The organism is Pseudomonas sp. B19(2017), assembly GCF_002113165.1.
Lineage (GTDB): Bacteria > Pseudomonadota > Gammaproteobacteria > Pseudomonadales > Pseudomonadaceae > Aquipseudomonas.
The window spans coordinates 205,448-226,540 of sequence record NZ_NEJR01000003.1 but is presented as its reverse complement, the minus strand read 5'-3'; the positions used below and the strand labels follow the sequence as shown (position 1 = coordinate 226,540).

General features: G+C 63.4%; 23 protein-coding genes. 13 read left to right on the top strand and 10 right to left on the bottom strand.

Annotated elements, in window-relative coordinates:
* Nucleotides 1–88 precede the first annotated feature (88 nt).
* On the bottom strand, nucleotides 89–961 hold the full coding sequence (locus CAF70_RS06825) for a DMT family transporter (RefSeq protein WP_085623294.1): 873 nt from the start codon (nucleotides 959–961) through the stop codon (nucleotides 89–91).
* 106 nt (nucleotides 962–1,067) lie between these two features.
* Nucleotides 1,068–1,478: a RidA family protein gene (locus CAF70_RS06820; protein WP_085623296.1), complete on the bottom strand. Its 411-nt coding sequence runs from the start codon at nucleotides 1,476–1,478 to the stop codon at nucleotides 1,068–1,070.
* Nucleotides 1,479–1,699: 221 nt separating this feature from the next.
* Between CAF70_RS06820 and CAF70_RS06815 the strand changes: the two genes are divergently transcribed.
* Nucleotides 1,700–2,020 carry a hypothetical protein gene (locus CAF70_RS06815; protein ID WP_085623298.1) on the top strand — a complete coding sequence of 107 codons (321 nt, stop codon included), beginning with the start codon at nucleotides 1,700–1,702 and terminating at the stop codon, nucleotides 2,018–2,020.
* A 42-nt stretch (nucleotides 2,021–2,062) separates the two neighbouring features.
* Here the strand turns inward: CAF70_RS06815 and CAF70_RS06810 are convergent, their stop codons facing one another.
* Nucleotides 2,063–2,275 (bottom strand): PLDc N-terminal domain-containing protein, encoded by a 213-nt coding sequence (locus CAF70_RS06810; RefSeq protein WP_085623300.1) that lies wholly within the window; start codon nucleotides 2,273–2,275, stop codon nucleotides 2,063–2,065.
* A gap of 107 nt (nucleotides 2,276–2,382) precedes the next feature.
* Entirely contained in the window at nucleotides 2,383–2,853 is a 471-nt protein-coding gene (locus tag CAF70_RS06805; protein WP_085623302.1) for an FAD/FMN-containing dehydrogenase, read from the bottom strand.
* Between the two features lie 161 nt (nucleotides 2,854–3,014).
* On the opposite strand from CAF70_RS06805, the gene CAF70_RS06800 reads away from it, so the two are divergent.
* A complete protein-coding gene (locus CAF70_RS06800; RefSeq protein ID WP_085623685.1) occupies nucleotides 3,015–4,022 on the top strand; it encodes a GlxA family transcriptional regulator in 1,008 nt (335 codons plus the stop codon).
* 148 nt (nucleotides 4,023–4,170) lie between these two features.
* Here CAF70_RS06800 and CAF70_RS06795 read toward each other — a convergent pair whose 3' ends face one another.
* Nucleotides 4,171–4,854 (bottom strand): TetR/AcrR family transcriptional regulator, encoded by a 684-nt coding sequence (locus CAF70_RS06795; RefSeq protein WP_085623304.1) that lies wholly within the window; start codon nucleotides 4,852–4,854, stop codon nucleotides 4,171–4,173.
* A 237-nt stretch (nucleotides 4,855–5,091) separates the two neighbouring features.
* Between CAF70_RS06795 and CAF70_RS06790 the strand changes: the two genes are divergently transcribed.
* The 4 genes from CAF70_RS06790 (at nucleotide 5,092) to CAF70_RS06775 (ending at nucleotide 9,108) form a co-directional block, all read left to right on the top strand.
* Entirely contained in the window at nucleotides 5,092–6,072 is a 981-nt protein-coding gene (locus tag CAF70_RS06790) for an aliphatic sulfonate ABC transporter substrate-binding protein (RefSeq protein ID WP_085623306.1), read from the top strand.
* A gap of 13 nt (nucleotides 6,073–6,085) precedes the next feature.
* Nucleotides 6,086–7,477: an LLM class flavin-dependent oxidoreductase gene (locus CAF70_RS06785; protein WP_085623308.1), complete on the top strand. Its 1,392-nt coding sequence runs from the start codon at nucleotides 6,086–6,088 to the stop codon at nucleotides 7,475–7,477.
* A gap of 106 nt (nucleotides 7,478–7,583) precedes the next feature.
* Nucleotides 7,584–8,420, top strand: a complete 837-nt coding sequence (locus tag CAF70_RS06780) for a bifunctional allantoicase/(S)-ureidoglycine aminohydrolase (RefSeq protein WP_013972924.1) — start codon at nucleotides 7,584–7,586, stop codon at nucleotides 8,418–8,420.
* 88 nt (nucleotides 8,421–8,508) lie between these two features.
* Entirely contained in the window at nucleotides 8,509–9,108 is a 600-nt protein-coding gene (locus CAF70_RS06775; protein WP_085623310.1) for an START domain-containing protein, read from the top strand.
* Between the two features lie 30 nt (nucleotides 9,109–9,138).
* Here the strand turns inward: CAF70_RS06775 and CAF70_RS26405 are convergent, their stop codons facing one another.
* From CAF70_RS26405 to ggt, 3 genes are all read right to left on the bottom strand, one after another.
* Nucleotides 9,139–9,336, bottom strand: a complete 198-nt coding sequence (locus CAF70_RS26405; protein WP_143491559.1) for a hypothetical protein — start codon at nucleotides 9,334–9,336, stop codon at nucleotides 9,139–9,141.
* A 272-nt stretch (nucleotides 9,337–9,608) separates the two neighbouring features.
* Nucleotides 9,609–10,490, bottom strand: a complete 882-nt coding sequence (locus tag CAF70_RS06770) for a LysR substrate-binding domain-containing protein (protein ID WP_085623312.1) — start codon at nucleotides 10,488–10,490, stop codon at nucleotides 9,609–9,611.
* A 70-nt stretch (nucleotides 10,491–10,560) separates the two neighbouring features.
* Nucleotides 10,561–12,351, bottom strand: a complete 1,791-nt coding sequence (gene ggt / locus CAF70_RS06765; RefSeq protein ID WP_085623314.1) for a gamma-glutamyltransferase — start codon at nucleotides 12,349–12,351, stop codon at nucleotides 10,561–10,563.
* A 118-nt stretch (nucleotides 12,352–12,469) separates the two neighbouring features.
* On the opposite strand from ggt, the gene CAF70_RS06760 reads away from it, so the two are divergent.
* A complete protein-coding gene (locus CAF70_RS06760) occupies nucleotides 12,470–12,655 on the top strand; it encodes a hypothetical protein (RefSeq protein ID WP_256573276.1) in 186 nt (61 codons plus the stop codon).
* Between the two features lie 135 nt (nucleotides 12,656–12,790).
* Here CAF70_RS06760 and pobA read toward each other — a convergent pair whose 3' ends face one another.
* Nucleotides 12,791–13,978, bottom strand: coding sequence for a 4-hydroxybenzoate 3-monooxygenase (pobA, locus tag CAF70_RS06755; RefSeq protein ID WP_085623316.1), 1,188 nt, complete (start codon nucleotides 13,976–13,978; stop codon nucleotides 12,791–12,793).
* A gap of 172 nt (nucleotides 13,979–14,150) precedes the next feature.
* Between pobA and CAF70_RS06750 the strand changes: the two genes are divergently transcribed.
* From CAF70_RS06750 to CAF70_RS06740, 3 genes are all read left to right on the top strand, one after another.
* Nucleotides 14,151–15,029, top strand: coding sequence for a helix-turn-helix domain-containing protein (locus tag CAF70_RS06750; RefSeq protein ID WP_085623318.1), 879 nt, complete (start codon nucleotides 14,151–14,153; stop codon nucleotides 15,027–15,029).
* A 184-nt stretch (nucleotides 15,030–15,213) separates the two neighbouring features.
* The gene (locus tag CAF70_RS06745; protein ID WP_013972930.1) at nucleotides 15,214–15,612 is read left to right on the top strand and encodes a MerR family DNA-binding transcriptional regulator; all 399 of its coding nucleotides are present in this window, start codon (nucleotides 15,214–15,216) and stop codon (nucleotides 15,610–15,612) included.
* 19 nt (nucleotides 15,613–15,631) lie between these two features.
* Nucleotides 15,632–16,531 carry a hydroxymethylglutaryl-CoA lyase gene (locus tag CAF70_RS06740; RefSeq protein ID WP_085623320.1) on the top strand — a complete coding sequence of 300 codons (900 nt, stop codon included), beginning with the start codon at nucleotides 15,632–15,634 and terminating at the stop codon, nucleotides 16,529–16,531.
* Between the two features lie 529 nt (nucleotides 16,532–17,060).
* Here CAF70_RS06740 and CAF70_RS06735 read toward each other — a convergent pair.
* Nucleotides 17,061–17,579: an MgtC/SapB family protein gene (locus CAF70_RS06735; protein WP_085623322.1), complete on the bottom strand. Its 519-nt coding sequence runs from the start codon at nucleotides 17,577–17,579 to the stop codon at nucleotides 17,061–17,063.
* 251 nt (nucleotides 17,580–17,830) lie between these two features.
* On the opposite strand from CAF70_RS06735, the gene CAF70_RS06730 reads away from it, so the two are divergent.
* The 3 genes from CAF70_RS06730 to mapR all read left to right on the top strand — a co-directional run bounded on the left by CAF70_RS06730 (nucleotide 17,831) and on the right by mapR (nucleotide 21,055).
* A complete protein-coding gene (locus tag CAF70_RS06730) occupies nucleotides 17,831–18,070 on the top strand; it encodes a DUF3203 family protein (protein WP_085623324.1) in 240 nt (79 codons plus the stop codon).
* A 121-nt stretch (nucleotides 18,071–18,191) separates the two neighbouring features.
* Complete coding sequence (ccoG, locus tag CAF70_RS06725; RefSeq protein ID WP_085623326.1) at nucleotides 18,192–19,595, top strand: cytochrome c oxidase accessory protein CcoG; 1,404 nt, start codon at nucleotides 18,192–18,194, stop codon at nucleotides 19,593–19,595.
* Between the two features lie 50 nt (nucleotides 19,596–19,645).
* A complete protein-coding gene (gene mapR, locus CAF70_RS06720; protein ID WP_085623328.1) occupies nucleotides 19,646–21,055 on the top strand; it encodes a GntR family transcriptional regulator MpaR in 1,410 nt (469 codons plus the stop codon).
* Nucleotides 21,056–21,093 lie beyond the last annotated feature (38 nt).

Sequence of the window (21,093 nt, the reverse complement as noted above, 5' to 3'; positions counted from 1 at the left end):
AGTCGGGCTACCAGCTGAGGTTGATACATTATAGTCAGGCAAACGTTGCAGGCCCCGACAGTCACGCCCTGCAACGCCCTTCACCCGTTTAACGGCGCGGCGCCAGCGCCAGGGCGATACCGCCGAGCACCACCACGCACGCCACCAGCAAGCGCAACGACAATGGCTCGCCGATCAGGCCGACCCCACCCAACGCCGCAATCACCGGGACGCTGAGCTGCATGGTCGCTGCCTGCTGCGCGCTGACTTGCCTGACCACGCCGTACCACACGGCATAGCCCGCCCCCGAGGCCAGCACGCCGGAGCCCAACGCATACAGCAAACCGGGCGGGGTCAGGTGCAAGCCGGCACCCAGTAACAGCATCGGTACCAGCAGCACCAGGCAAGGCAGGCTCCGGGCGAAATTGCCGGCAGTATCGGCCAGCGGTCTGGGTGAACCTTTGCCCAGCAGCGTGTATACGCCCCAGGCTACGCCGGACAAGGCCATGAGCAAGGCACTGGCAAAGGGTGGCGCCGAGGTACCAGGCAACAGCAGCACCAGCAGGCCGGCAAAGGCGATCAACATACCCAGCAGCATCCGCGCGGTGATGCGTTCGCCCTTGTACCAGGCGAATCCGAACATGGTGATCTGCACCGCGCCGAACAGCAGCAACGCACCCGCGCCTGCACCTAGTTGCAGGTATGCCGCAGAAAACAGGAACGCATACAGGAACAAGGCCAGGCCGCCGCGCCAGCTGCCCCCCATGGGGCCCGCGGGTTTACGCAGGCGGAGCAACAGCAGCAGGAACAGTGCACCACTGGCCAGGCGCACCACAGTGAAGGATGCCGGGTCGATGGCCCCGTCCTTCAGCGCCAGCCGGCAGAACACCGAGTTGGCAGCGAAGGCCACCAGGCTGAAAAGTGCAGGCCAGACCCAGGCCCGGGCCTTGCGGTCGGCGAGCGCGGTGGTGCCGGTGCTCATGGTGTGGTCACCTCTGAGATCAATTGTTGTCATGGCGGCCATGCTGCCAGGCCTGCACCGATATACAACAGAGTGATTGTCTGGCGCCACCACCGAATGGCTTCACCTATACCGCTGCCACCGCCTCTATCTCCACCAGCATGCCGTCCAGCGCCAGCCGGGGTACCGGTATCAGCGTGCAGGTCGGTTTCATGGAGGAGCCCCAGGCCTTGTCAGCCTCGATTACCCACTCACGCAGGCGCGTTTCAGAATGCTCGACGATCAGCAGGGTCAATTTGAACACCTGGGCCAGGCTGGCGCCTTTCGAGGCCAGGGCAATCTCCAGGTTGGCCAGCGCCTGGCGCGCCTGCTCGGCAAACAGCGGCGACAGCTGCCCGTCGCGGTCTTCCCCGCCCTGGCCGGCGATGAACAGCAGACGGCCGCCGGCATGTACCTCGGCGACATGGGAATAGGCATTGCCGCTGGGGTCGTACAGGCCTTCAGGATTGCTCAGCTGGAACACGCTTGAGTGGTTCATGGGACACCCTCGATAAGTTGAAGAGCGAGGGAGTATCGGACCTTGAGTTAACTTTAGGTCAAGCGAGAGAGAGACGGCTCCCGCGTAGCGCGGCACCGCAGCGTAGGACGTTTCGCACAGCGCACCCGCTTGCATGAACCACGCGTCTGTATGCGCAGTGGCCATCAGGCGCTAGATTGCGAGGCCCGGCATGGAGGCCTGCATGCAACAAGGAAAACACCATGAGCAAACACGAATTTCTACTCGCCTACACGATCAAGCCACGTGACCCGCAGCGGGACGACTACGATGCGGCACAGGCGCGCCAGCACCTGCGCGAGAACATCGGGCTGGACACCGTGGAACACATCGAAACCACCCTGCTCGGGCTGGTCCAACTCGACAGCATTTCAACGTCTGACAAGGCCCTCGAAGCCGAGAGGCTTGTCCGTGAACGCATCCACGAAGAGCTCAAGGGCCTGCGGGTTTTGTCGAAAGTGAAGTTCTACGGTTGCCTGATGGTCGACGGCCTGGGGTCAGCAATCCGCTTCGACATTGTCTAGCGAATGAGCGGCATCAGGCCAACAGCCTGATGCCGCACCCCGTCATTTTTGCTGCAGCACCGCCCTGCCCTTCACCGCCCGAGGCCCGCGCCAGGCCCAGAACAGCAAGCCGGGGAATGGCGCGTAGACCACGAAGACGATCCATAGCATCTTGCGCTCGGCGCGCCTGTCACTGCCGATGATGTGCCAGATGGCCCAGATTTCCAGCAGAATCACAAAGGCCGCGACGATGATCCAGATCGTTCCGATTTCCATGAGCGCTCTCCCATTTGGCATGTAATGGGTTGGGTTGCAGAAGCGGCCCAGGGTTCAGATTGATTTGGCTGGCGGCATGGCAACGCGACCCATTACAGGAGCGGCTCTCAATGCCGTGGTGCTGTCTCCAGCGCCGACTTCAACGCCGGCGCATCGGCAAAAGCCTTTTGGCTCACCAGCTTGCCCTGCTCCAGTTGCAACCACTGCACCTGGCCATCCTGCCCGGGATAACGGCTGGCCACCCGCCCGTCGCGATCGAGCAGCACCCGGTAGGTGTAATCGCGCATGGCGGGGATGGCGAACAGCTTGCTGATCAGCGCCGGCATGCGCTGGATGTCGGCAACGAACACCGCATCGCGCGCTTCCAGGTACCCCTTGGGCTGTTCGGCCAACGCAGCCTTCACCAGCTTGGCACCGTCCATGTCGCGTGCCACCAGCAGAATGTGCGTACCGGCGTCGAGGCTGTAAGCCTGGTCGTATTGGTCCAGCAACGTCCACGGGGCGAGTTTTTCGCCCGGTTCCAGGGCATTGGCCAGTACTGGCATCAGGCAAAGCAACAGGGCAGCGGCGTATTTCATCAAGGGTATCCTCAGTGACGGGAGCATCAGCATAGCGGCAATGTGCCAAACCAGGCAGGTTGCCTGAACACGACCTGGAATACGCCATGGCCACCCGGGAGATTGTCTTTCCCCCGGCCACCCGCCACACTCTCCAGGCCAGCCAGGAAGCGGAGTCCAGAGTGCCCACGCCACGCCAGTTCAGCAAGAAGACCAGCACCAGCAACATGCTGCGGCTAAAGTCCACCAGCGCCAATGCCCAGGCCCCTTATCGGGTCGACTTCGTATTGCTCGAACACTTTTCGATGGCCAGTTTCACCGTGGCCATGGACGTCCTGGTCACGGCCAACCTGCTGCGCGCCGACAGCTTCCGGTTCACGCCGCTGTCGCTCGAAGGCGACCGTGTGCTCAGTGACCTGGGGCTGGAGCTGGTGGCCACCGACTTGTCCGCCGAAGCACTGAAGGACCTGGACCTGCTGGTGATCTGCGGCGGCTTGCGCACGCCATTGAAGTACCCGGAGCTTGACCGGCTGCTGGACGATTGCGCGGGCCACGGCATGGCCCTGGGCGGGTTGTGGAATGGCGCGTGGTTCCTCGGCCGCGCCGGGGTACTGGACGACTATGGCTGCAGTATCCACCCCGAGCAGCGTGCCAGCCTGTCCGAGCGCAGCCCGCAAACGCGGATTACCCCGGCCAGCTTCACCCTCGATCGCGACCGCCTCAGCGCTGCCAGCCCCAATGGCGCCATGGAGCTGATGCTTGGCCTGGTGCGCCGGTTGTATGGCGACGGCCTGGCCGAGGGCGTCGAGGAAATCCTGTCGTTCTCTGGTGCCCGCTACCGCCAGGTCGGCCCGGGCGCGAAGAAGTCCATGAGCCTGCACTTGCGCACCATCGTCGAACTGATGGAGAACAACCTCGAGGAAACCCTCAGCCTCGACCAGCTGGCCGCCTACAGCGGGCGTTCGCGCCGGCAGATCGACCGCCTGTTCCAGGCCCAGCTGGGCACCTCGCCACGGCGTTACTACATGGAGCTGCGCATCACCAAGAGCCGCCGGCTGTTGCAGTATTCCGACCTGTCGGTGATGGAGGTGGCAGTGGCCTGCGGGTTTGTTTCGGTTTCGCACTTCAGCAAGTGCTATGCGGCCTACTTTGGCTACCCGCCGTCGCGTGAGCAGCGGTTGGGCGAGTGAGCATCAAGGCTTCATTCATGTGTCGCCTGGGCCGGCCCTTTCGCGGGTAAACCCGCTCCCACAGGTACTGTGCAAATCTTTGGGACAGCGGTGATCCTGTGGGAGCGGGTTTACCCGCGAAGGGGCCGGCCCAGGCAATAGAAAACGTTCAGGGGCGGCGCTCGATCTGGATATACCGCAACACCGCATCACAAATCATCGCTTTGTGCCGCAACTTGACCTGCTCATCGGACAGGTCGATCTGGAAGATCTCGCCAAAGGTGTGGCGGTTCGACACCCGGTAGAAGCAGAACGAGCTCATCAGCATGTGCAGGTCGATGACCTCGATGCCGGCGCGGAACACACCTTCCTGCACCCCACGGCGCAAGGTATTGCCCAAGGCCTCGAGCACCAGGCTGCTCATTTCGCGAATGGCCGGCGACTGCTTGACGTACTCGCCATAGTGAATGTTTTCGGTGCAGATGATCCGCACGAAATCGACGTTGCGGTCATGGTGGTCGAAGGTGAATTCCACCAGGCGGCGGATTGCCTGCTCAGCCGGCAGCGACTCCAGGTCCAGGCTTTGCTCGGTCTTGCGGATATCGCCGTACAGCTTGACCAGGCACTCGCAGTACAGCTGCTCCTTGCTGCCGAAGTAGTAGTAGATCATGCGCTTGGAGGTGGCGGTGCGCTCGGCGATGGCGTCGACGCGAGCACCGGCCAGCCCTTGCTGGACGAACTCGTTGATGGCGGCCTGGAGGATGTCCTCGCGGGTTTTCTCGGGGTTGTTCTTGCGCGTTCTACGCACCCCTTCGGTTTCAGGCTGACCAAGGCCGATTACGGAATCACTCATACCCACTCACAGGCTGTTTATTGGAATGACGGGATTATCCGCGAGCATGGCGATGCAGGGAAGCTCGCAGTTGGTCGGCGCCTGGTTCCTCGAAGAAGCCCGCGAGCCCGTGATAAAACAAATGGATATAAAAATAACAAAATAATCTAACAAACATGCATATAAAAAATTGAAAGCCAAACGCCACCTCCTTAGTCTGGGCACATCGTTTCTTACCCGACTCAAGGAGCAATGCCCATGCCCGCCCGTGCCTTCTCCCCGCTGCGCCGCCTGTTGATCGGCGGCTTGCTGGCCAGTGTCGCCAGTACCCTGCTGCCCTGGTCACAAGCCCTGGCCGACGAAGCCAAGACCCTGCGTATCGGCTATCAGAAATTCAACAGCATCAACATCCTCAAAGGCAGCGGTGCCCTGGAGAAGGCACTGGCGCCGCAAGGCGTGAAAGTCAGCTGGCACGAGTTCGCCGCCGGCCCGCAACTCCTCGAAGCCCTGAGCACCGGCGCCATCGACCTCGGCCATGCTGCCGACGCACCCTCGGTATTCGCCCAGGCTGCAGGCAAACCGGTGGTGTACCTGGCCGCCGAGCAGCCCTACCCACGCGGCATCGGCCTGGTGGTGCGCGAGCAGGACCACCTGGCCAGCGTGCAGGACCTCAAGGGCAAGCGCGTGGCCACCGGCCGCGGCTGGAACGCCCAATACCTGCTGGCCGTGGCCCTGGAACAGGCCGGCCTCAGCTACCAGGACATCACCCCGGCCTACGTCAACAACGCCGCCGATGCCGTGGCCGCCCTGCAATCGGGCAGCGTCCAGGCCGTTACCCTGTGGGACCCGTTCCTCGCCGCCGCAGAAAGCCAGCCGGGCCTGAAGAACCTGCGCGACGGCAGCGGCCTGTCCAACAACCGCACCTTCTACCTGTCCACCGCGACCTTCGCCGACCAGCACCGCGCGTTGCTGAAGACCTTCTTCACCGAACTGGGCAAGGTCAGCCAATGGGCCAATGCCAAGCCTGCGGAAGTCGCCACGCTGCTGGCTCCGCAACTGGGGATAGACGCCAGTGTGCTGCAAGTGGCCAGCGAGCGGCGCAACTACAATGCCGTGGCCATTACCCCGCAGATCGTTGCAGAGCAACAGAAGCTGGCCGATACCTTCCAGGGCCTGGGCCTGATTCCACGCAAGCTGCAGGTGGCCGACGCGGTCTACCCGGCTTCCGTGTTGCCTTGAGCGGAGCGCCCCCATGCCTCGCCCGATCCGCTTCAACGCCTTCAGCATGAATGCCGCCAGCCACCAGTCCCCCGGGCTGTGGCGTCACCCGCGCAACACCAGCGTGGCCTTCAACCGCCTGGGCTACTGGACCGACCTGGCCCGCCTGCTCGAGCGCGGCCTGTTCGATGCCCTGTTCATCGCCGACGTGCTGGGCATCTACGACGTCTACCAGGGCAGCCCCGAAGCCGCCCTGCGCGGTGGCGTGCAGGTGCCGGTCAACGACCCGCTGCTACTGGTGCCGGCGATGGCCGGGGTGACCGAGCATCTGGGCTTCGGTGTCACGTTCTCGCTCACCTACGAACATCCCTACCCGTTCGCCCGGCGCATGTCCACGCTGGACCACCTGAGCAATGGCCGGGTCGGCTGGAACATTGTCACCGGCTACCTCGACAGCGCCGCGCGCAACTTGGGCCTGGCGCACCAGCTGGGCCACGACCAGCGCTATGACCTGGCCGAGGAATACCTGCAGGTGCTGTACAAGTTATGGGAGAAAAGCTGGGACGACGACGCCGTGCTGCTGGAGCGTGACAGCGGGCGCTATATCGAACCCTCCCGAGTGCACCCCATCAACCATGTGGGCGAGCACTTCCAGGTGCCAGGCATGCACCTGTGCCAACCTTCGCCGCAACGCACGCCGGTGCTGTTCCAGGCCGGTGCTTCGGCACGCGGCCAGCAGTTCGCGGCGCGGCACGCCGAATGCGTGTTCATCAGCGGGCCGACGCCCGCGGTACTGCGCCGCTACGCCGAGGGTATCCGCCAGGCCAGCGAGGCAGCCGGGCGTGGCCGTGACGAAGTACTGATCTATGCCCAGGCGCTGTTGATCGTCGCCCCCACCCGGGAAGAAGCCGAGGCGCGCTTCGCCGAGTACCGCAACCATGTCGACCTGGACGCCGCCCTGGCGCTGTTGTCAGGCTGGACCGGCATCGACTTTGCCGGCCTCGACGCCGACGCGCCCATCGAATACGTCGAGAACGATGCCGGCCGCGCGGCACTGGCCGCCTTCACCGCCGCCGACCCGACCCGCCGATGGACCGTGCGCGAGGCTGCCGAGTTCGTTGGCCTGGGTGGCCGTGGCCCGGTGTTGGTGGGTACTGCCAGCGAGGTGGCCGACCAGCTGGAAAGCTGGCTGGACCAGACCGGCATCGATGGCTTCAACCTGACCTACGCAGTGCAACCGGACGACCTGACCCATGTGGTCGAGCTGCTGGTGCCCGAGCTGCAGCGTCGTGGCCGCTACCCGCTGAGCTATGCGGAGGGCACCTTGCGCCACAAGCTGTTCGGCCAGGGTGACCGCTTGCCGGAAGGGCATGCTGGCCAGCAGGTTCGCATTCAGCCAGTAAATACCGGGTATTCCAACATTTAATTTGTGGATGGCACACACTCGACCCTATTCTGTCGCCACATCCCCTGCGCCGCACCGGCCGGTGCGGTTCACGGCATGGGGAGAGAACAACAAGTCGAGATCGTCCATGTCGAACCATTCGTACTTCGCCCCCCACGGTGGGCACCCGGCTCAGACCGAGCTGCTGACTGACCGTGCCATGTTCACCGAAGCCTATGCTGTCATCCCTAAAGGCGTGATGCGCGACATCGTCACCAGCCACCTGCCGTTCTGGGACAAGATGCGCATGTGGGTCATCGCCCGCCCGCTGACCGGCTTTGCCGAAACCTTCTCCCAGTACATCGTCGAAGTAGCCCCTGAAGGCGGCAGCGAGCGCCCTGAGCTGGACCCTAACGCCGAAGCCGTGGTGTTCATCGTCGAAGGCGAACTGGACATCACCGTCGAAGGCAAGCACCACACCCTGGTACCTGGCGGCTATGCCTTCCTGGCCCCGGGCGCCGAGTGGAGCCTGCGCAACAACAGCAAGTCCAACGTCACCTTCCACTGGCTGCGCAAGCACTACCAGAAGGTTGAAGGCCTGGACGTACCTGAGTCCTTCGTTACCCACCGCGACAACGCTACCGTTATCGAAATGCCGGGCACCGAAGGCCGCTGGGTCACCACCCGCTTCGTCGACATGGCCGACATGCGCCACGACATGCACGTGAACATCGTCACCTTCCAGCCGGGCGGCGTGATCCCGTTCGCCGAGACCCACGTGATGGAACACGGCCTGTACGTACTGGAAGGCAAGGCGGTGTACCGCCTGAACCAGGACTGGGTCGAAGTGGAAGCCGGCGACTTCATGTGGCTGCGCGCCTTCTGCCCGCAAGCCTGCTATGCCGGCGGCCCAGGCAAGTTCAGCTACCTGCTGTACAAGGACGTGAACCGTCACGTGCATTTGACGCTGAACCCTAAGCGTTAAGCCCTGGCTGATGCCCGCAAGCCCGCCAACCTGGCGGGCTTTCTGTTTGCCGCGCATACTGAAACACCCATCCCCTGCGGTACCAGCCATGAACCGCTGCCTGCTGCTCACCGCCCTGCTGCTGTGCACACCCGCCCCAGCCGACGATGACTGGAACCTGGCCTACAACCGCGAAGGCATCCGCGTTTACCTGAGCGCCGCCCCCGACTCGCCCTACCAGCAATTCCGTGGTGTCAGCACCATGAAAGCCAGCGTTCGTACGCTCACCGACCTGCAGGAAAACCTGCGGGTGGCCTGCAAGTGGCTGTACGCCTGCGCCGAGATGCGCTTGCTGGATGTGCAAGGCGAAAACACCTGGGTGTACCTGACCACCAACCTGCCATGGCCGACGATGCCGCGGGACATCGTGGTGAAGGTGACCAGCGAGCGGCTGGACGACGGCACGCTGGTGCGGCGCTTGAGCGCCGAGCCCGGCAGAATCCCCAAGGTTGACGGGCTGATCCGCGTGCAGCACCTGAGCGGTGAGTGGCGGATGAGACCATTGGGTGAACGCAAGACCGAGGTGACGTATCAGTTGCAAGCCGACCCGGCCGGAGATGTGCCGGGCTGGCTTGCCAATCGTTTCGTGGTTGATGCTCCGGTGGTGACCCTCAGAACCCTACGGGCTGTAGCCGAGCGTCAGCCCTGAGGTGACTCCACCAGAGCGCCTCGGTATCACTCAAGGTTCAAAATCCGGTTGGCAATGACCGATTGGAGTCGGGTAGGTACCTTCAGGGCATTCCGGTGCTGGCACTCCTATACTCTGGATAATCGTGCGACCAGCTTGAGGCTGCTCGCTGGAATCGGCATCGTTGGCATGGGCGACCTGAACCAGACCTGCGGCGGCCAGCAGTGTAATAAATGCAATTTTTTTCATATTGGTTTCCTGTAAGGACGTTAAGGGACTTGCCCGGCAGATCCTATGCTCCGCCCAGCCCTGGGGCTCTAGCCAATAGCTTCAAGAGCATTCGGAAATCCACTTCCGCCTTGAGGGAAGCGTCAATGCAGCAGACGGCACATGGTTTGAACGCGATGCGGTCGGGGTGGGATGTCGACCTGCTGGTGCGCTATCATTTGTCGCCCAGCAGCTAGCGTTGATGCTGCAATTTTGGGGTTGCTGCGATGGGCCGCTAAGCGACCCCAGCCGTGTCAGATACCACCACCCGCCAGCAGCTGCGTCATCACCTCGGCCAGCGCCTTGACCATCACATCCGCCGTCGGTCGGTGGACGATGACGATTTCATAGCTGTCCACCTCCGGTAGCCCCTGTTCTGCCCCCAGTACCCGGTGCTCGCCAGTCGCCGCCCGTGGCGGCAGCAGGCTGATACCCATGCCATCGGCGACCGCCGCCTGGATGCCGCTGAGGCTGGAACTGGTAAAGCTGATGCGCCAGCGCCGGCCCATGCCTTCGATAGCGTTGATCATGTCTTCGCGGTACAGGCCGCGCGGCGGGAAGGTGACCAGCGGGATCGGGTCCAGCTCGAAGGCCGGCGTGCGCGCACTGTCGATCCACTGCAAGCGTTCTGGCCAGCAGGCCACGCCTTCACGGGTATTGCGCCGCTGCTTGAGCAGCACCAGGTCGAGTTCGCCGTTGTCGTAGGCTTGGCTGAGGTCACGGCACAGGCCGCTGGTCACTTCCAGCTTCACCTGCGGGTGCTGCCGGCTGAATGCCGACAGCGCGTTGGTGGTACGACCGCCAACAAAGTCTTCGGGCACACCAAGGCGCACGGTAGTGCCCACCATCGCCCCGGCCAGGGCTTCGAGCATCTGATCGTTCAGCGCCAGCATGTGCCGGGCATAGCCAAGCAAGGTCTGCCCGGCATCGGTCGGCAATACGTCGCGGTTGCCGCGTACCAGCAAGCGGTGGCCGACCATGTCTTCAAGGCGGCGCACCTTCTGGCTGATGGTCGACTGGGTGGAATGCAGGCGTGCGGCCGCCGTGGTGAAGCTGCCGCAATCGGCCACCACGACAATAGCGCGCAGCAGGTCGAGATCGAACAGTGCTCTATTCGATTTCACGTTGATAGACATCTTGGTATTCAACTATTGAATGACAAGACTGACTTCTAACACGCCCCCTCCTGCACCGCAACGCACAGGGCTAGTCGCCGAGAACCACGCCTTCGCGCCGAGGGTCGGCACCGCCCGACCAGCCTTCGCCAGCACGCTGGATAATCTGCATGCCGCTGGTCATGGTCATGGGCGTTACCTCGTGGCCCCAGGCCGCCAGTTGCCGGATCAATGCCGGGCTGGCCAGCCCCGCCTCCACTTCGGTGCTGGCATTGCGGCTGCCGAAGTTGGGCAGGCCAGCGGCCTGTTGCGGGTTGAGTTGCCAATCCAGCAGGCCGACCAGTGCCTTGTTCACGTAACCGATAATCTGCGAGCCACCCGGCGAGCCAAGGCTGGCCAACAACTCACCCGATGATCGCGAGAACACCAGGGTCGGCGCCATGGCCGACAACGGCCGCTTGCCCGGCTGCACCCGGTTGGCCACGGGCTTGCCTTGCTCCCGGGGGATAAACGAGAAGTCGGTCAAGGTGTTGTTGAGCAGAAAGCCCTTGACCATCAAGTGCGAACCGAACGCGGCCTCCACCGATGTGGTCATGGCCAGGGCCTGGCCGCTGTCATCCACTGCGCTGAGGTGCGAGGTGGAAATGCGCAGTGGCGAACGGTCAGGCGCCAGTGCCAGGTCGGCACCCTGCGGCTGGCCTGGGCGGGCGCGCTTCATGCTGTGGTCGCTTATCTGCACGGCACGGCTGGCCAGGTACGTGGTGTCGGTCAGAGCCTTGACCGGGACCGGCACATAATCGCTGTCAGCCAGGTACTGGGCACGGTCGGCAAAGGCCAGCCGCTCGGCCTCGGCGATCAGGTGCACGGCCAGCGGCGGCGCCTCCAGGCCTGCCACAGACGAGCTGGCAAGCGGCCGCAGCGCTGCCAGATCGCGTTGTGGCGCGACGCGCTGCACTGCTTCGAGAATGCCCAAGGTCTGCAACACCGTCACCCCACCCGACGACGGCGGTGGCATGCCGCAGATCTGCCAGGCCTTGTAAGGGCTGCACACCGGCTCGCGCTGCTTGGCCTGGTACTGCTGCAGGTCCTGCAGCGACAGGTAACCGGCATTAGCGTGGCTGCGCACCTTGGCCACGATGGCTTCGGCAATCTCGCCGCTGTAGAACACGTCAGGGCCTTGCGCGGCGATCCGCTCGAAGGTTTGTGCAAGCTCCGGGTTGCGCAGCATCGTACCCACCGCCAAGGGCCTGCTCTGCTCATCGAGAAAATAACGGGCCATGGCCGGTGACCGGGCAATAAAGGGATCGCCTTCGATCAAGGTGTGCAGCCGCGCGGAAACCGGGAAACCGTCACGTGCCAGCGCGATGGCCGGGGCAAACAGGTCTCGCCAGGGTAGCTTGCCATGCTGTTCGTGGACCAGCTTCAAGGCACGCAGCACGCCCGGCACACCGACCGAACGCCCGCCTATTTGCGCCGAGCGGAACGGCATGGTTGAGCCATCGGCTTGCAGGAACAATTGTTCCGTCACCGCCGCCGGGGCTGCCTCACGGCCATCGAATGCCTGGACGCGCTTGCCATCCCAATACAGGATGAACGCCCCGCCACCAATGCCACTGGACTGCGGCTCGACCAGCGTCAGCACCATCTGCATGGCAATGGCGGCATCGATGGCACTGCCACCGGCACGCAGCATTGCCCGCCCCGCTTCGCTGGCCAGCGGGTTGGCGGCGGCGGCCATGTGCCGGCTGGCATGCACCGGCTGCAGGCCGCTGCGATAACCAGAGGCCAGTTCCGGTGGTGCCGGTAGCACCTGATCGCCCCAGGCCGAGCCACTGGCAGCCAGCAGGCACAAGGCACTTATCAGCGGCGTGGAGAATTTCATCGGCTTGCTTCCTGCCTTTTATCTATTCAGCGGGGCACTGTGGGTCATGCGCAAACTTAACTTCAAGCCTTGGCGCGATTTTTCTAGGATGCAGGCAAGTCATCGAGGAGCCCGCCCCATGCGTTTATCACTTGCTGCAATGGTATTTGCCCTGTGCAGCAGCCTTGCCGCCCACGCCGAGACCAACACCATGGACAACCGCCTGCACAATGCCGCCCGCCAGGATGACGTGCGCTCCCTGCAACGGTTGCTGGGGCAAGGTGCCGAGCTGGAAAGCCGTGACGAAGCGCTGCTGGTCCGCTAAACAGGGCTTGTATGGCACGGGCTCCGCCCGTGATCGCCGGCAAGCCAGCTCCCACAGGTAATGCGCAAGCCTTCAGGTCAGCGCTATCCTTGTGGGGCTTGCCGGCGATGAGGCCAGGACAGGCAGAAGCAGACCTCACGCCACTTCTTCGTACGGCAGGCCTACGTAGTTTTCGGCAATGTTCACCAACCCCGCTGGCGAGGTCAGGAAATACTCTCGGTCGGCCTCCTGCATTTTCTGGTCCCAGGCATCCTTGTGGCTGCCAAAGTCATGCAGTAGTTGAGTCATGAACCAGCTGAAACGCTCGCCCTTCCACACCCGGCGCAATGCCAGTGGCGAGTACTGCTGCAGCAGGTCGGTGCGCCCGTCGCGGTATACCTTGACCAGGATCCGGTACAGGTAGTTGACGTCCGATGCTGCCAGGTTCAACCCCTTGGCGCCGGTAGGCGGAACGATGTGCGCGGCGTCACCAACCAGGAACAGGTGGCCATACTGCATCGGCTCGACCACCAGGCTGCGCAGCGGCGCGATGCTTTTCTCCAGGGCCGGGCCAGTCACCAGGTCGGCCGCCACGTCGGCGGGCAGGCGGTTTTTCAGTTCATCCCAGAAGCGCTCGTCTGACCACTCCTCGACGCGGTCCTGCAACGGCACCTGCAGGTAGTAACGGCTGCGGGTTTGCGAGCGTTGGCTGCACAGCGCGAAACCGCGCTCGTGGTGGGCGTAGATCAGTTCGTGGTTGACCGGTGGCGTGTCTGACAGCATGCCCAGCCAGCCAAAAGGGTAGACTCGCTCGTACTGCTTGAGGATACCTTCGGGAATGCTCTGCCGCGACACACCGTGGAAGCCGTCACAGCCAGCGATGTAGTCGCAGTCCACCCGGTGTACCTGACCGTCTTTTTCATAAGTCAGGTAGGGCCGCTCGCCCTTGAGTTCGTGCGGCTGGACATTGCTGGCCGAATAGATGATCGGCGCGCCGCTGGTGTCACGTGCCTGCATCAGGTCACGGGTGACTTCGGTCTGGCCGTAAACCATCACCGTCTTGCCACCGGTCAGGGCCTTGAGGTCCAGGCGTTGGCGGCGCCCGCCGACCAGCAGTTCGACGCCCTCGTGTACCAGGCCTTCACGGTCCATGCGCTGGGCCACACCGGCTTCACGCAGCAGGTCGACCGTGCCTTGCTCCAGCACCCCGGCACGGATGCGGCCGAGCACGTACTCGGGCGTCTGGCGTTCGACGATGACCGTATCGATACCGGCCTTGTGCAGCAGTTGGCCCAGCAGCAGGCCAGACGGACCTGCACCAATGATTGCGACCTGAGTTTTCATTTTTATTGTCTCTGTGCGGACGATGCCGGCCCTGGACTGGCAGTGGGACGGCATCTGCTGTTAGGGTTTGCCCTTGCATTTTTACTGGCAAAAACCGCCACTGAACTGTGCTATTCGATATAAAAACTGCACTTTTACAAAAATCGTTCGATTAACGGACAGGTCTACCCCGATGAAGCCCACCCTTCCCGGCGTCCCATTGTTCAAGCTCTATGGCGAAAACCAGGCCTGGCCCGGCACCGATCTGCTGCACTGCGAGTCGATCCCGGCGCGTAGCCGTTTGCACCACTGGGAGATCAAGCCGCACCAGCATGCCGAGCTGTTCCAGCTGCTGTATGTGCAGCGCGGCCGGGCCGAGGTGGAGATCGAGGGGGTGCGTAGCGCCATCGGCGAAGCGGCAATCCAGGTGGTGCCGCCGATGACCGTGCACGGCTTTCGCTTCAGCGCCGATATCCAGGGGCATGTGCTGACCTTTGGCACGGCACTGGTGGCAAACCTGGAGCAGCGCCTGGGCGTGCCGCTGGCGGTGCTGGCAAAGGCGGCGTGTTACCCGCTGGGCCGGGACCGGGTGCGCCTGCGCAGCCTGATTGATACCCTGCAGCAGGAATACCAGGGCAACGCCCCGGCGCGGGCGGCCCTGCTCGAAGCGCTGGTGACGGCGCTGATGGTGTGGATAAGCCGCCGCCAGCAGCTGGGGCAGGCGCCGCGCAACCGCGATGAACGCGACCGCCAGCTGCTGGGGCAATACTTGCGCCTGGTCGAGGCACATTACCGTGAGCACCTGTCGGTGGAGGAATTTGCCGCGCGGCTGAACGTTCCGAGTTTGCAGTTGAACCAGCTGTGCCGGGCGCTGAGTGGGCAGACCGCGCTGCAGGTGGTGCACCAGCGGTTGCTGCTGGAGGCGCGACGCAACCTGATCTATACGCGGATGAGCATCGGGCAGTTGTCGGATAGCCTGGGGTTTACCGACCCCACCTACTTTGCGCGGTGGTTCAAGCGGTTGAGTGGGCAGACACCGAACGGGTATCGCAGGTCGGGGTTGTCTGAGTAACTTTTCTCCTGTGCCGGCCTCTTCGCGGGCTTGCCCGCTCCCACAAGGGCGGCGCAATGCATTACCTGTGGGAGCGGGCAAGCCCGCGAAGAGGCCGGCACAGGCAATACACATCCAGCGCCCTGCTTGACGTAAACGTCAACCTGCCCTCAGGATACCCGCATACCCCACGCCGAGCCCCAGCATGAGCACCCAGACCTACAGCATCTCCGACCTGTCCCGCGAGCTGGACATCACCACCCGCGCCATCCGCTTCTATGAGGAGCAGGGTCTGCTGAGCCCCGAGCGCCGAGGCCTGGAGCGTATCTACTCGGCACGTGACAAGGTCAGCCTGAAGCTCATCCTGCGCGGCAAGCGCATCGGCTTTTCGCTGGCCGAATGCCGCGAGCTGATCGAGCTGTACGACCCCTCCAGCGGCAACCTCAAGCAGCTCAACAGCATGCTGGCGAAAATCGCCGAGCGCCGCGCCCAGCTGGAACAGCAGATGCTCGACATCCACCAGATGCAGCTGGAGCTGGACACCGCCCAGGAGCGCTGCGAACAAGCCCTGGCCGCCACCCTGAACAACAAAGACAACCGCTGAACGCCACAGGAAAACCGCCATGTCCTTGCCCAAACACGTCCGCCTGGTCGAAGTAGGCCCCCGCGACGGCCTGCAGAACGAAGCCCAGCCCATCAGCGTCGCCGACAAGGTACGCCTGGTGGACGACCTCACCGACGCGGGCCTGGCCTATATCGAAGTCGGCAGTTTCGTCTCGCCCAAGTGGGTGCCGCAGATGGCCGGCTCCGCCGAAGTATTCGCCGGCATTCATCAGCGCCCGGGCGTTACCTATGCGGCGCTGGCACCCAACCTGCGCGGTTTCGAGGACGCCCTGGCCGCTGGTGTGAAGGAAGTGGCGGTGTTCGCGGCTGCCTCCGAGGCCTTCTCGCAACGCAACATCAACTGCTCGATCAGCGACAGCCTCAAGCGCTTCGAACCGATCATGGAAGCCGCCCGCAACCACGGCGTGCGCGTGCGCGGCTACGTGTCGTGCGTGCTCGGCTGCCCTTACGAAGGCAAGGTCAGCGCCGAGCAAGTGGCACCAGTGGCTCGCGCCCTGCACGACATGGGCTGCTACGAGGTCTCGCTGGGCGACACCATCGGCACCGGTACCGCCGGCGAAACCCGGCGCCTGTTCGAGGTGGTCTCGGCACAGGTACCGCGCGGGCAGCTGGCCGGGCACTTCCACGATACCTATGGCCAGGCCCTGGCGAACGTGTATGCCAGCCTGCTCGAAGGCATCAGCGTGTTCGACAGCTCGGTGGCCGGGCTGGGCGGCTGCCCCTACGCCAAAGGGGCTACCGGCAATATCGCCAGTGAAGACGTGGTGTACATGTTGCAGGGGCTGGGCATTGAAACCGGCATCGACCTGGACCGGCTGATCGCCGCTGGCCGCCGCATCAGCAGCGTGCTGGGCCGCGACAACGGGTCGCGGGTAGCGCGGGCGCGCAGCGCGCAATAAGTCATACGGGTGTCACAAACGTGTGGGTGAAGTGTTACCGCCACCACGTTTCACAGCAAAAAATCGGGTAACAGGGAAACAAATCGGCAGAATTTCAGGCCTGACGATTTTGCAGGAAAACGCCAACTGCTTGATTTTAAAGGGTTTCAAAAAGTTGGCACGCACCCTGCTATATCTCTGGTACAACAAAAAAAAACGTGACACCCAATAAAAACAACAGATAACGGCTCTGACATAACAAGAACAACACGGCAGAGGCGTAGCAAGCAGATTTTTTTGGAGTCGACACGCTTTTCAGGGGTACGCCCCGCGGTCTGGCACAGAACAATAAAACTACCTCAAGGTAGCGGCAGCCAGGTTCGGATCAGCAATGATGAAGGCAGGTCAGCGCTCAAAAAAATACGTTTGCTCTTGACCCCGCATGGGGGTCGCCCGCAACACCAGGACAGGCTGACAAAAACAACAACAGGCCGTCCCAATAATAAAAAAAGAGCAGGCAACAACGCTTTGAGGGGAGCTTCGGCTCCCCTCAGTGCTTCCTGCCCTCTTCCTCCTTCTGCTTCCCCTCCTCCTGCCCTTCGAGCTTGTCCACCAGCAACGGCATCGTGCCCAGCACCAGCAGGGCCAGGATCGTGCTTATCAACGCCGTGGCTTCGCGGCCCATGCCGGCTGCCGTACCAATGGCGGCGGTCATCCATAACCCGGCCGCAGTGGTCAGGCCTTTCACATGGCTGGCGTCCTGGCCGTTACCCTTCAAAATGGTACCTGCGCCGAGAAAACCGATACCGGCGACAATGCCCTGGATCACCCGGCTCAGCGCGTCCTCCTCTGCGCCAGCCATGCTCGGTGCCAACACGAACAGCGCAGCGCCCAGCGAAACCAGCATGTGCGTGCGCACCCCCGCGGCCTTGCCCTTGTGCTCGCGCTCGAAGCCCAGCACAGCACCGAGCAGGGCTGCCATCAGCAGGCGGACGAGGATTTGCGTGACTTCGCGAGCGTCGGTGATATCGGCGAATTCAGCCTGGATCGCTTGCCAGATGAGGTCCATTGCTTTCTTCTCATGCGGAGCCTTGTGTTGTCAGGGCCGGCCTATTCGCGGGCATGCCCGCTCCCACAGGATCGTCACAGGCTCAAGAACTGTGCAGTACCTGTGGGAGCGGGCGCGCCCGCGAAGAGGCCGGGCCTGGCATCTGCAAGGTTGACCTCCGGACAAGCGATAAAGTGCCGCTCGGCATGCGGATGCAGCAACTGCCCCAGCCCTGTGGTCCACACCAGTAACCCAATGCGGAGGACCACCCCATGCCCATTGAAATCGACGAATCCACCCGCCGCTGCACCCTGATCGGCGAAGACCTGCGCATCGAGGGTGATGGCGCGGACATCGAAATCGTCACCGACGAACAACTGCGCATGTCAGTGGCACTGCTCGCCGGCCAGCGTGTGCCCATCACCGAAGCCGAGGCCGATGCGCTGACCGTGGCGGGTGCGGTGGATAGCCGCAGGCATCTGAAGGCCAGCACGCCAGGCTCGGTAATCTGAGGCCTGGCGGGGCGTACCCGAAAACCTGATACGGTTTTTATCGCAAAATCTGAGTCTGTGCTGATAACAGCCTCAGGGTCATAGTGCTCATGCCTGATCGAGGCCTGAAGAGCACCGAGCCATGAACGATAGAATCCCTTTCACCGAGATCGCCAGCGCCCCAGCCAGCCCCAAACTGCACCGCGCCGACAATGGCATCCACACCCGCAGCTTCACCGGGCTGTACCGCAACTTGCGCATCGGCTTTGCCGGCGCCCTGTTCGTGCTGTTCTTTGGCACCGCCTGGCTGAACTGGAACGGCCGCCAGGCCGTGCTATGGGACCTGGGCAACAGCAAATTCCACATCTTCGGCGCCACCTTCTGGCCGCAGGACTTTATCCTGCTGTCGGCGCTGCTGATCATCTGCGCCTTCGGCCTGTTCGCCGTCACCGTGTATGCCGGCCGCGTGTGGTGCGGCTACAGCTGCCCGCAGAGCACCTGGACCTGGCTGTTCATGTGGTGCGAAAAGGTCACCGAGGGCGACCGCAACCAGCGCATCAAGCTTTCCGCTGCGCCCTGGAGCCTGAACAAACTGGCCCGGCGCACGCTGAAGCACAGCCTGTGGTTGGCCATTGGCGTGCTCACCGGGCTGACTTTCGTCGGCTACTTCACCCCGATCCGCCCGCTGGCCGCGGAACTGCTCACCCTGCAACTGGGCGGCGTGGCGCTGTTCTGGGTGCTGTTCTTTACCGCCGCCACTTACATCAATGCCGGCTTGCTGCGCGAAGCGGTGTGCCTGCACATGTGCCCCTATGCCCGCTTCCAGAGCGTGATGTTCGACAAAGACACCCTGGCGGTCGCCTATGACCCGCGTCGCGGCGAAGCCCGTGGCCCGCGCAAGAAAGGCAGCGACCGCCAAGCCCAGGGCCTGGGCGACTGCATCGACTGCACCTTGTGCGTGCAGGTATGCCCGACCGGCATCGATATCCGCGATGGCCTGCAAATGGCCTGCATCGGTTGTGCGGCGTGCATCGATGCCTGCGACGGGGTAATGGACAAGATGGGCTATGCACGTGGCCTGATCGGCTACAAGTCCGAACGCAGCCTGCAAGGAGGCACCACCCATTGGCTGCGCCCGCGCCTGCTGGGCTACGCTGCCGCGCTGGTGGTGATGATCGCGGCGCTGGTGGTGGCCTTGCAGCTGCGGCCGATGGTGTCGCTGGACGTGATCAAGGACCGCGGCCTGTTCCGCGAGAACGCGCAGGGCCAGATCGAGAACATCTACCTGCTCAAGGTCATCAACAAGACCGAAAGCACCCGGCACTACGAGTTGCGCCTGCTCGACGCCGACGGCTTCAGCCTGCAGGGCAAGACTTCATTCATGATCCCGGCCGGTGAAATGAGTGAACTGCCGGTGTCGGTGGCGATGCTCGCCGAGCGCCCGGCCAGCAGCTCGCAGACACTGAGCTTCGAGGTCAGCGAGCGCGACGACCCCGCCATCCGCAGCGTGGCCCACAGCCGCTTCGTCGCACCGATGAACCGGTGATCCCTTACACTGACCCAACCTTGCCTGCCAGGCTTCGACAGAAGGCCAGAATGAAACGCTACGAACGCTTTGCCGACGATATCGCCGAACTGATCCGCTCCGGGGTGCTGGGCCCCGGCCAGCGCGTGCCCTCGGTGCGCTATGCCAGCCAGACTCACGGGGTCAGCCCGTCCACCGTGTTTCAGGCCTACTACCTGCTGGAGCGGCGCGGGCTGATCCGTGCCAGGCCGCGCTCGGGCTACTTCGTCAACGCCCACGCCCCGCGCCAGTTCAGCGAGCCGCAGGCATTGCAGCCGGTCAGCGAGTCCACCGATGTCGACGTCAGCGCGCTGGTGTTCTCGATCCTCGACTCGATCAAGGACCCCAGCACCGTGCCGTTCGGCTCGGCCTTCCCCAGCCCCGAACTGTTCCCGCTGCAACGCCTGTCGCGTTCGCTGGCCAGCGCCAGCCGCAGCATGGACCCGCGCATGGTGGTGACCGACCTGTCGCCCGGCAACCCGCAGCTGCGCCGGCAGATTGCCCTGCGCTACATGGTCGGTGGGCTGATGCTGCCGATGGAGGAACTGCTGATCACCAACGGCGCGCTGGAAGCCCTGAACCTGTGCCTTCAGGCCGTCACCCAGCCTGGTGACCTGGTGGCCATCGAAGCCCCCGCCTTCTATGCCTGCCTGCAGGTACTGGAGCGGCTCAAGCTCAAGGCAGTGGAAATTCCTGTGCACCCGCGCGAAGGCATGGACCTGGCCGTGCTGACGCAGACGCTGGAAAAGCACCCGGTCAAGGCCGTGTGGTGCATGACCAACTTCCAGAACCCGGTGGGTGCCAGCATGCCGGAGGCGAAAAAGCAGGCACTGGTGGAGCTGCTGGCGCGTTATCAGGTGCCATTGATCGAAGACGACGTGTACGCCGAACTGTACTACGCGCAACAGGCACCCAAACCGGCCAAGGCGTTCGACACCCAGGGGCTGGTGATGCACTGCGGCTCGTTCGCCAAGAGCCTGGCGCCGGGCTACCGCATCGGCTGGGTGGCGGCCGGGCGCTTTGCGCAAAAGATCGAGCGGCTCAAACTGATGACCTCGCTGTGTGCTTCGATGCCGGCCCAGGCGGCTATCGCCGACTACTTGCAGCATGGCGGCTACGACCGCCACCTGCGCAAGCTGCGCTATGCCCTGGAAGGCCAGCAGGCCAACATGCTGGCGGCCATCGCCCGGCACTTTCCGGCGCAGACGCGGGTCAGCCAACCGTCCGGCGGCTACTTCCTGTGGCTGGAGCTGCCCGAACAGATGGACGCCCTCAAGTTGTTCCACATGGCACTGGCCCAAGGCATCAGCATTGCCCCCGGGCCGATCTTCTCGCCCACCCGGCGCTTCGACAACTGCATCCGCCTGAATTACGGCAGCCCCTGGCATGAGGATGCCGAACGGGCCATGGAAACCCTGGGGCGGATCATCCGCTCGTTCTGATGGCTGATGATCCGGTGAGCGACTATAGTTGCCCGATC